The organism is Nitrincola alkalilacustris (assembly GCF_008973755.1).
Lineage (GTDB): Bacteria > Pseudomonadota > Gammaproteobacteria > Pseudomonadales > Balneatricaceae > Nitrincola > Nitrincola alkalilacustris.
Genome location: NZ_WBOM01000023.1, coordinates 1 through 1,199, shown reverse-complemented (window position 1 = coordinate 1,199; position 1,199 = coordinate 1). Strand labels below are relative to the sequence as shown.

The following is a 1,199-nucleotide window of genomic DNA, read 5'->3' as shown; positions in this document are numbered from 1 at the left end:
TGTGTCATGAGTCAGAAGAAAAGCAATTCCTATACAGCTGAGTTCAAAGAGTCGGCAGTCAAACTGGCGGTAGAGTCTGATCAACCCGTCACCCAGACGGCTAGGGAGCTGGGTATTAACGTCAATACGCTGCATACCTGGATCAGCAAGTATCGCGGCAAGCAGACGGCCAGTTCCGCTGGCGCGGTTGATGACCAGCACCTGTATGAGGAATTGAAACAGCTTCGGCGAGAGAATGCTCGACTCAAAGAGGAGCGTGAGCTGCTAAAAAAGGCGGCGGCCTTCTTCGCCAAGGAGTCTCGCTGAGGTATGCATTCATCGACACCAATCAGGACGAATTCACCATTGCCCTGATGTGTCGAGTGTTTGAGGTGTCTCGCAGTGGCTACTACGAGTGGCGGTCCAGGCCGCCCAGCCAGCGAGATCAGCAGGATAAGGCGTTGAAGGCCAAGATTCGTGAGCACCACGAGGAGAGCAGAGCAACCTACGGCACGCGGCGTATTCAAAGAAAGTTGGCTGGGGATAATGAGACCGCCAGCCGCCGCCGGATCGCCCGACTGATGAAGGACGAAGGCATTACATGCAAGACTCGACGGAAGTTTAAAGCCACCACGAACTCGAAGCACGATAAGCCGGTGGCCCCGAACCTTCTGGACCGTAACTTCTCGGCGGAGAAGCCGAATCAGGCGTATGCGGGTGATATCACCTATATCCCGACGCGGGAGGGCTGGCTCTATCTGGCGGTGTTTATTGACCTTTGTTCGCGTGCTGTTGTGGGGTGGTCGATGGGGAGCCGGATGCCGGCATCTCTGGTGAAGGATGCGCTGAGTATGGCGATCTGGAAACGTCGGCCCGCAGCCGGACTGCTGGTCCATAGTGACCGAGGCAGTCAGTATGCGTCAGATAGCTTTCAGCGGCTGCTCTCTCGGCATGAGTACAGGGGCAGTATGAGTCGGAAAGGTAACTGCTGGGACAATGCACCAGCTGAGAGCTTCTTCCACACCCTGAAGACCGAGTTGATCTATCATGAGGACTTCAAAACGCGAGACGAAGCGAAGCAAGCCATCTTCGAGTACATAGAAGTGTTTTACAACCGGATGCGACTACACTCCAGCAATGATTACATGAGCCCTATGGACTACGAGTCAGAGCTACGAGAAGCCGCTTGAAAATGTGTCCGGAAAACTGTTGCCAGATCA

General features: G+C 54.7%; 1 protein-coding gene. It reads left to right on the top strand.

Annotated features, from left to right (window positions below):
• Nucleotides 1-6: 6 nt before the first annotated feature.
• A protein-coding gene (locus F7R27_RS18565) for an IS3 family transposase (protein ID WP_151705762.1) occupies nucleotides 7-1,169 on the top strand; the annotation gives its coding sequence in 2 pieces (ribosomal slippage) (nucleotides 7-280 and nucleotides 280-1,169; 1,164 coding nt in all).
• Nucleotides 1,170-1,199 lie beyond the last annotated feature (30 nt).